At 39.7% G+C, this 232-nt stretch carries 1 protein-coding gene; it reads right to left on the bottom strand.

Annotated elements, in window-relative coordinates; translation table 11 throughout:
• Window positions 1-232, bottom strand: a 232-nt coding sequence (locus HMPREF9441_RS18825; protein ID WP_008623529.1) for a hypothetical protein, incomplete at both ends; no start/stop codon positions are given.

Below are 232 nucleotides of genomic sequence, written 5' to 3'. Positions count from 1 at the left end.
ACCAAAAGTCTCTTTCAATAGCATCACTGGTGAGGGCGCATTTCTGTACTCATATTGTACACTTACTGAGTGTGTACCACTTGCTACATTAGTATATACATAAGTAGTAGTATAAGCTGCTCCATCTAAACTATAAAGGTATTTAAGCGCAGGGTCTGGGTTTTCTACACCTATATTAAGGATAGCCTTACCATCGCAGCCGTAGAATACCTCTGTTTTGATAGTAGGTTGC

The sequence above is a fragment of the Paraprevotella clara YIT 11840 genome, from assembly GCF_000233955.1.
In the GTDB taxonomy this organism is placed as follows: Bacteria; Bacteroidota; Bacteroidia; order Bacteroidales; family Bacteroidaceae; genus Paraprevotella; species Paraprevotella clara.
This window is presented reverse-complemented; position numbering and strand designations above follow the sequence as displayed.